At 50.4% G+C, this 6,893-nt stretch carries 9 protein-coding genes and 1 pseudogene; 4 read left to right on the top strand and 6 right to left on the bottom strand.

Annotated features, from left to right (window positions below; translation table 11 throughout):
* A pseudogene (locus tag AB5Y81_RS03945) lies at window positions 1-125 on the top strand (IS1595 family transposase); the annotation flags it as partial.
* A gap of 107 nt (window positions 126-232) precedes the next feature.
* The gene (locus AB5Y81_RS03940) at window positions 233-412 is read left to right on the top strand and encodes a hypothetical protein (RefSeq protein ID WP_147273948.1); all 180 of its coding nucleotides are present in this window, start codon (window positions 233-235) and stop codon (window positions 410-412) included.
* A 280-nt stretch (window positions 413-692) separates the two neighbouring features.
* Here AB5Y81_RS03940 and AB5Y81_RS03935 read toward each other — a convergent pair whose 3' ends face one another.
* From AB5Y81_RS03935 to dfrA15, 6 genes are all read right to left on the bottom strand, one after another.
* Complete coding sequence (locus AB5Y81_RS03935) at window positions 693-1,178, bottom strand: hypothetical protein (RefSeq protein ID WP_157162231.1); 486 nt, start codon at window positions 1,176-1,178, stop codon at window positions 693-695.
* An 86-nt stretch (window positions 1,179-1,264) separates the two neighbouring features.
* Entirely contained in the window at window positions 1,265-1,642 is a 378-nt protein-coding gene (locus AB5Y81_RS03930; RefSeq protein ID WP_201880196.1) for a hypothetical protein, read from the bottom strand.
* On the bottom strand, window positions 1,639-2,025 hold the full coding sequence (locus tag AB5Y81_RS03925; RefSeq protein ID WP_103828957.1) for a hypothetical protein: 387 nt from the start codon (window positions 2,023-2,025) through the stop codon (window positions 1,639-1,641). Before AB5Y81_RS03925 ends, AB5Y81_RS03930 begins: the two co-directional genes overlap by 4 nt.
* Before the next feature lie 91 nt (window positions 2,026-2,116).
* On the bottom strand, window positions 2,117-2,869 hold the full coding sequence (locus AB5Y81_RS03920) for a GIY-YIG nuclease family protein (protein ID WP_043133635.1): 753 nt from the start codon (window positions 2,867-2,869) through the stop codon (window positions 2,117-2,119).
* 442 nt (window positions 2,870-3,311) lie between these two features.
* The gene (locus tag AB5Y81_RS03915) at window positions 3,312-3,641 is read right to left on the bottom strand and encodes a hypothetical protein (RefSeq protein WP_279977872.1); all 330 of its coding nucleotides are present in this window, start codon (window positions 3,639-3,641) and stop codon (window positions 3,312-3,314) included.
* Window positions 3,642-3,781: 140 nt separating this feature from the next.
* Window positions 3,782-4,255, bottom strand: a complete 474-nt coding sequence (gene dfrA15 / locus AB5Y81_RS03910; RefSeq protein WP_001830196.1) for a trimethoprim-resistant dihydrofolate reductase DfrA15 — start codon at window positions 4,253-4,255, stop codon at window positions 3,782-3,784.
* A 240-nt stretch (window positions 4,256-4,495) separates the two neighbouring features.
* On the opposite strand from dfrA15, the gene AB5Y81_RS03905 reads away from it, so the two are divergent.
* Window positions 4,496-5,467, top strand: a complete 972-nt coding sequence (locus AB5Y81_RS03905; protein WP_279484731.1) for an integron integrase — start codon at window positions 4,496-4,498, stop codon at window positions 5,465-5,467.
* Between the two features lie 296 nt (window positions 5,468-5,763).
* Window positions 5,764-6,744 carry an IS5-like element ISKpn26 family transposase gene (locus AB5Y81_RS03900; RefSeq protein ID WP_201889691.1) on the top strand — a complete coding sequence of 327 codons (981 nt, stop codon included), beginning with the start codon at window positions 5,764-5,766 and terminating at the stop codon, window positions 6,742-6,744.
* Window positions 6,745-6,893: the final 149 nt, after the last annotated feature.

Here is a 6,893-nt window from a genome sequence, read left to right as displayed (position 1 = left end):
AATACTGCTTCCGGTTTAATCATCGTTTTGACCTCAAGAGCATGTTGGTTGAATTGGGGCATGCAGTCGTGGCAAGCCCTCCGATGCCATATCGGCTCTTGAAGCTGGCTGAGGGTCATGGGTAATCAGGTTTAGTTATGGGGCGCGCGGCTTTTATGCGCGTCCCAGTGAGCGAAGCGAACGACTTAAACTATTTGTTGTGAGCTGCAACGAAGCTGGCTATGACAGCCGCTTGGGCAACAACGAAATTAAGCCGCTGAAACAGACTGGCCTGAGCAGCGTCACGAAGAATAGAACGCTGATTTACCCGAGCCAGACCAACCTGATAGAGCAAAGAACCGCAGCCGATACGGGCATGGTTCACGGCCAGAATTGGAACAAAGAAGAGCAGGGCGCTGATGCTGACGTTTAACCTAGACCGCTAACACCAAAGAAGAAAACAGCGCCATTGCTGGTATTCAAACTGAACTTAAATCGGCCACCAAGATGCTGCTGACAACGCATTGGTTTGGATGATTCACCCAACCTCAACGACCGAGCTTGAAAACCAGCAGGATTCAATATTGCCTGCTATCGCAACCGCTCTTGCCACTACAACTCAATTGCTTGGCAAACCGCACAACATTTTAGTTATGGGGCGCGCGGCTTTATCGCGCGTCCCAGTGAGCGAAGCGAACGACTTAAACTATTTGTTATACAAATCTAATTAGCGAGCCGCTCCGCTTTGCTTTCCAATAAGCATCACGGATTTCTTTGATGTAGTTTTTACCTAATGTGACATTGTATGTTGTCAGTAGGCCATCACACACAAGAATTCCGTTAAATGGGATTAGTGCGGTATTAACCACGGCAAACTCTTTGGATAGTTCTTCGATGCGCGTTGTTAATGCAAATGCCATATAGAAAGCACCTGTCTCTATATGCATAAAAGCATAACCATCTTTATAATTTTTAAGATATATGAATTTTCCATAAACTGCACGTCTCAGGTTGTTCACAAAATCGCCACCAACAACACCTGACATTGCATCATTAATTTCATCAAGGCAGTTATAAATTTCAGGTCGAATGACTGCAAACTCCAAAGCGCCATTTGGAAGCAATCCACCATTCAAGTACATCATCACCGCTTGATATTTATATAATAAATCATCTGCAATACTTCGTTGAATAAGCATTCATGAGTACCATTTGTATCGTATAACGTGGAAGTGAGCGGCCTGCGCGGTTTTTGCGCAGGTCCGCTCGACTGAAGGGTTATGCATCATTTTCGTAGCGACTTCACTTCGTTAAGCATTTGGGTTGGTGAAATAGCACCCAACGCCACGAGCATAAGTAGCAAGCCACCAATGACTACAATGCCCGTTGCCCATGCGTGCTTAAAACGTAGCTGAACCACCGTTGCCAACCACACAATGGCCGTGCAGCCGATGAGAAATATGAATGTCTGATGGCCTTGCTTCAGAGACTCCAGCAATGTCAGAGCACCAAGGGACGCGACAACACAAAAAGCTGGAACGACGAGCCATAACGTTCCAATCGGAGCCTCTTGTATTTGGAAATAGTCGCTGGCCTTCAAGCCGTTGTCCTGGAAGAACCCGGTAATTTCTTCCTTTGTACCTTCAATTGGCCCGAGCTTCATTTTTGCCCCCTTCTATGGGGAGCAAGCACTGATGCCACGTCTTTCTCGGCTGCCGTATCGGACCACTCTTGGCTAGAACCTTCCTTGATAAAGATGATGCGATCTTGCTCAAGGATTACGTTCGTACCTCCGAAAGTGAAGCCGTCGAGATTTCCACCAAACGCACGCTGTTCAATCTGAGATAGCGCGCGCCCGAGAGACGGGTATGCCGGATGATACTTGTCGTCGTTTTCGACGTTTGGCCCGATTCGAAAGACCAAGACCGCGCCACCATCAACTGCGGGATAGACGTTGCAATCTAGGCCAATTCCTGGACGAAGAAATGGTGCCAGCCGTCTCCGGAAATTGTTTATGTAAGCCTGAACCTTTGATTGCTCAGTCATTCAGTCCTCGCGTAATTGAGCCAATGATGCATAACGTTTGACATGAGCGGCGCGACCCGGCTTGCCGGGGCACGTCCGCTCGATGGAAGGGTTAGCCGCCACCTGCGGAGAGACGAATGGATGCTGGAGAGAGGACTTGCACAGAGATTGTGTCCATTGCGCTTGCACTCTCTTGAAACCAGTCGCGCAGCGCTGTGCCACCCATAATTCTCGGCGTTCCGTTGCTATTAGCTCTACGGTTTATGGTGCCCAGAACCGGCTGTGCCGCATCTCCCAAGAACAACTCGATCGTTTCTCCATCCGAGGCAATGTGCTTCTGTGAAGATACACCCACATTGAAGAAGCCCGAACGAAAGTATGTCGGCTGCAGCGTGAAGTGAAATCTCTCGGTTGCGGTTGGTGTCAGCTCTGGGAGCGACTCCGCGGACTCAGTCTCGGGCTCAAGAGGCTTTTCAGGCTTTCCGCCGTTCCACGGAGGATTAAGCTTCCGAATGATGTCGTCCTCCAGCGCTGCGGCGAGATTGAGATGGAACATTCCATAGTGAAGGAGGCCGTTGTCGGGCAACGCTAATATCTCGATAGCTGCTCCGCGCGCAAGCAAATCGAGTATGCGGCGGTTGTTATTCACGTTGGTCGTTTGTGTTCTAGTCGGCGTCCTGTAGCCCGACATGCGGACTGCGAGGGTTCGAACCGTTTTCCCCACGTACATGACCTCCGCATCGCAGACGAAAGCATAAAGGATGTTCGTTTGTGTGGCATGCCGCGTGAGGTCGAACTTGAGCTTCCCGTTGACGAGTAGCCAGTGACCGGCGGGTTGGAATCCAATTTGAAGTAGGCGGTTCATGGCTGTCCGTGGAGGCTAACGCCTGAATTAAGCCGCGCCGCGAAGCGGCGTCGGCTTGAATGAATTGTTAGACGACTTTTGCGTCATCAATGTCTCATCATGCGATTCATGTCATCAAGAACGCGCTTTGTTACATCTGAGTCACGCTCGACGGTGATAATGGTTCCGCCGCTTGTGTCTCGGATGAAGACGACGAAATAGACGGCGGCATCTATTACGACTTTTGCGGATGCACTCTCACGATCAGCAGCGGTGGCTCCCTTTGAGATGGCATACGATTTTGCTGCCTCATAGTAGAGGTCTGGGAAGGTTGAGTAGCCTACGCCAGATGAAACCATTCGTTTGACCCTTGACTCGACTGCTGTATCTCTCCGTGTCTTGGAAGATGCGAAAAGGTACACAATGCCAGCAACGGCGAGGATGAGAAGTAAGACCCCCATGCTTATCGGCGCCTCATGTATTGGCGAATAGAGGAGAACGCAACACGATCTTCGTTGCTGGATATGCGAGTGCCAGAAAGAGACTCAAAGCCTTTGAACTTGAAGACCATAAAGGTTTTGATCTTTAGGCTAGTTATGTAGGATGAATCATCTGGGCAGACAACCATTATTTTCATAATCCCGCCTTGGCAAATCACATCTATGGACTCATCAAACCAATGGCTTCGCCCACAGGCGCATTGGAAGTTGTCGCGGTAGATGGACATGTTCATGCTGTTTGGCGCAGCTTTGCCAAAATCATTCATGAAGCCTTCGAAGCTCAACATCTTCATCTTTGCTGTTTCCCCTTCAGGTGCGGCGAACTTGCCTAAGTCGTCTAACGCCTGGCACAGCTGCCGACAAAATTGGCGCTTGTTTTGCCGGCTTTTTGGCAAAACAAGTGACACTTTTGGCGGTCAGTTGCTGCCACTTGTTAACCCTTTTGCCAGATTTGGTAACTATAATTTATGTTAGACACGAAGTCTTGGCTAAAAACTGGCCTAAAACTACCGGGGATTTCTGGAAAATAGACATCACCTTCTGGCTCAATGTCGATTGTTGAAATATGTAAAGTATCAGCTTTATCGATCAGGCTTTTGTATATTTCACCACCACCAGACACAATCACATGATCCGTTATCGTCTTCAGATGATTTAGCGCTTCATCGATAGATGGAAATACCAATACATTCTCATCACTGGAAGTGAAGCTTGAACGAGTTACAACGGCATATTTTCGGTTGGGTAAAGCCCCCATTGACTCAAAAGTCTTTCGGCCTACCAAAAGCCACTGATTATAGGTAATCGCTTTGAAGAGTAATTGTTCCCCTTTGGCACTCCATGGAATATCTGGGCCATTTCCGATAACTCCATTCTTCGAAATTGCTGCCATTAGTGATAGTTTCACGATACTTCCTTAGGGGTTAACAATTTATTGTACGGAATCTATCCGTGATTTTGGGGTGGATCGGGTCGTCATAGTCTGGTGTGAGACTATGTACCGGAAGCTTGAAAATCCCGGATAAAGCCCGCTTTGGCAATGTTTTTGTACCGCATAGATTATGCAAAAATGCGGAAAGTTTCTTCATAGTCAGCAATGGGACTTGCTCGTGTATATACTGTTTATATATACATATGGAGGTGACTCATGCGCAAGCCTCATTCGCCGTTTTTGGCAAGCATCTATGAGCAGATGTTGATGCTGCGTTACGCGATGGCAACCGTTGAAGCCTATCTGCACTGGATCAAGGCATTTATCCGTTTTTCCCGGATGAAGCATCCGGTCGAGCTGGGTGAGGCGGAGGTTCAGCAATTTTTGTCCTATCTGGTCACCGAGCGCCATGTGGCTGTCAAGACTCAGGCCCAGGCGTTGAATGCGCTGGTCTTCTTGTATCGCACTGTCTTGTTACGGCCTCTGCAGCTCGAGATGAAATTTACGCGCAGCCAGCGCCCTCCCAAACTGCCAACTGTTTTGACGCAAAGTGAAGTCCGAGCCTTGTTGCTGGCTATGCCAGTTCATCTTCGTCTCTTGGCGCAACTGATGTATGGCAGCGGACTCAGGCTGATGGAGGTGATGCGCCTGCGGGTGCAGGATATCGACTTCAACTACCTCTGCCTGATGGTCTGGAATGGCAAAGGGGGCAAGCACAGGCGTGTGACTCTGGCCTCGGAACTCATTCCGGCCCTGCGGGAGCAAATTGCCTACGTCCAGCGCTTTTATATGACGGACTGCTTAAACGACGCGTATGCCGGGGTGGCCTTGCCGACGGCATTGGCGCGCAAGTATCCGGCCGCCAGCAAAGAGCTGGGTTGGCACTACCTGTTTCCGGCATCCCATCTGAGTCGCGATCCTGTCGATGGGGCCTTGCGTCGACATCATCTGGATCCAACCACCCTGCAAAAAGCGGTTCGTGCCACGGCGCGTCAGTTGCAGCTGGGAAAACCGGTCACCTGTCATACCTTGCGCCATTCCTTTGCCACCCATTTGCTGGCGCGGGGGGCGGATATTCGAACCGTGCAGGAGCAACTGGGCCATTCTGATGTTCGAACCACACAAATTTATACCCATGTGCTGCAAAACGCCGCCAATGGGGTACGTAGCCCTTTGTCTGATCTGTAATGGTTGGGGGGCGGGACGCTCGGTTTTTCAGAACGAGTGGCCTGACGCAGGCACGCTACCGCCCTTAGGTTACAGCTCCTAGAGGCTGACATCCGTTTCAGGTGGTGGCTTGTTACCCGGGCCATTTTCATCCTGATGGCCTGTTCTTTTCGTCAAACTATGCTACGGATTTCAGTTTCATATGGAAATAAATAATCGACGGGATTTGCAAAAATGTGCGATAGACAGGGAAGGTGCGAACAAGTTCCTGATATGAGATCATCATGTTCATCCGGAGCGCATCCCAGAGGGACATCATGAGCCATCAACTCACCTTCGCCGATAGTGAATTCAGCACTAAGCGCCGTCAGACCCGAAAAGAGATTTTCCTCTCCCGCATGGAGCAGATTCTGCCATGGCAGAATATGACCGCTGTCATCGAGCCGTTTTATCCCAAGGCGGGCAATGGCCGACGGCCCTATCCGCTGGAAACCATGCTACGCATTCACTGCATGCAGCATTGGTACAACCTGAGCGATGGCGCGATGGAAGATGCTCTGTACGAAATCGCCTCCATGCGTCTGTTTGCCCAGTTATCCCTGGATAGCGCCTTGCCGGACCGCACCACCATCATGAATTTCCGCCACCTGCTGGAGCAGCATCAACTGGCCCGCCAATTGTTCAAGACCATCAATCGCTGGCTGGCCGAAGCAGGCGTCATGATGACCCAAGGCACCTTGGTCGATGCCACCATCATTGAGGCACCCAGCTCTACCAAGAACAAAGAGCAGCAACGCGATCCGCAGATGCATCAGACCAAGAAAGGCAATCAGTGGCACTTTGGCATGAAGGCCCACATTGGTGTCGATGCCAAGAGTGGCCTGACCCACAGCCTAGTCACCACCGCGGCCAACGAGCATGACCTCAATCAGCTGGGTAATCTGCTGCATGGAGAGGAGCAATTTGTCTCAGCCGATGCCGGCTACCAAGGGGCGCCACAGCGCGAGGAGCTGGCCGAGGTGGATGTGGACTGGCTGATCGCCGAGCGCCCCGGCAAGGTAAGAACCTTGAAACAGCATCCACGCAAGAACAAAACGGCCATCAACATCGAATACATGAAAGCCAGCATCCGGGCCAAGGTGGAGCACCCGTTTCGCATCATCAAGCGACAGTTCGGCTTCGTGAAAGCCAGATACAAGGGGTTGCTGAAAAACGATAACCAACTGGCGATGTTATTCACCCTGGCCAACCTGTTTCGGGTGGACCAGATGATACGTCAGTGGGAGAGATCTCACTAAAAACTGGGAATAACGCCTTAAATGGCGAAGAAACGGTCTAAATAGGCTGATTCAAGGCATTTACGGGAGAAAAAATCGGCTCAAACATGAAGAAATGAAATGACTGAGTCAGCCGAGAAGAATTTCCCCGCTTATTCGCACCTTCCCTA

It is taken from the genome of Aeromonas sp. s2, from assembly GCF_040907935.1.
Classification (GTDB): domain Bacteria; phylum Pseudomonadota; class Gammaproteobacteria; order Enterobacterales; family Aeromonadaceae; genus Aeromonas; species Aeromonas dhakensis.
The sequence above is the reverse complement of the archived record's forward strand: the minus strand, read 5'-3'. Positions and strand labels throughout refer to the sequence as shown.

What these genes read in the sequence shown, in the direction of transcription:
- AB5Y81_RS03905 (WP_279484731.1), top strand. Translation starts at nt 4,496, where the DNA reads ATGCGCAAGCCTCATTCGCCGTTTTTGGCAAGCATCTATGAGCAGATG.
- AB5Y81_RS03900 (WP_201889691.1), top strand. Translation starts at nt 5,764, where the DNA reads ATGAGCCATCAACTCACCTTCGCCGATAGTGAATTCAGCACTAAGCGC.
- AB5Y81_RS03925 (WP_103828957.1), bottom strand. Translation starts at nt 2,025, where the DNA reads ATGACTGAGCAATCAAAGGTTCAGGCTTACATAAACAATTTCCGGAGA.
- AB5Y81_RS03935 (WP_157162231.1), bottom strand. Translation starts at nt 1,178, where the DNA reads ATGCTTATTCAACGAAGTATTGCAGATGATTTATTATATAAATATCAA.
- AB5Y81_RS03930 (WP_201880196.1), bottom strand. Translation starts at nt 1,642, where the DNA reads ATGAAGCTCGGGCCAATTGAAGGTACAAAGGAAGAAATTACCGGGTTC.
- AB5Y81_RS03920 (WP_043133635.1), bottom strand. Translation starts at nt 2,869, where the DNA reads ATGAACCGCCTACTTCAAATTGGATTCCAACCCGCCGGTCACTGGCTA.
- AB5Y81_RS03915 (WP_279977872.1), bottom strand. Translation starts at nt 3,641, where the DNA reads ATGAAGATGTTGAGCTTCGAAGGCTTCATGAATGATTTTGGCAAAGCT.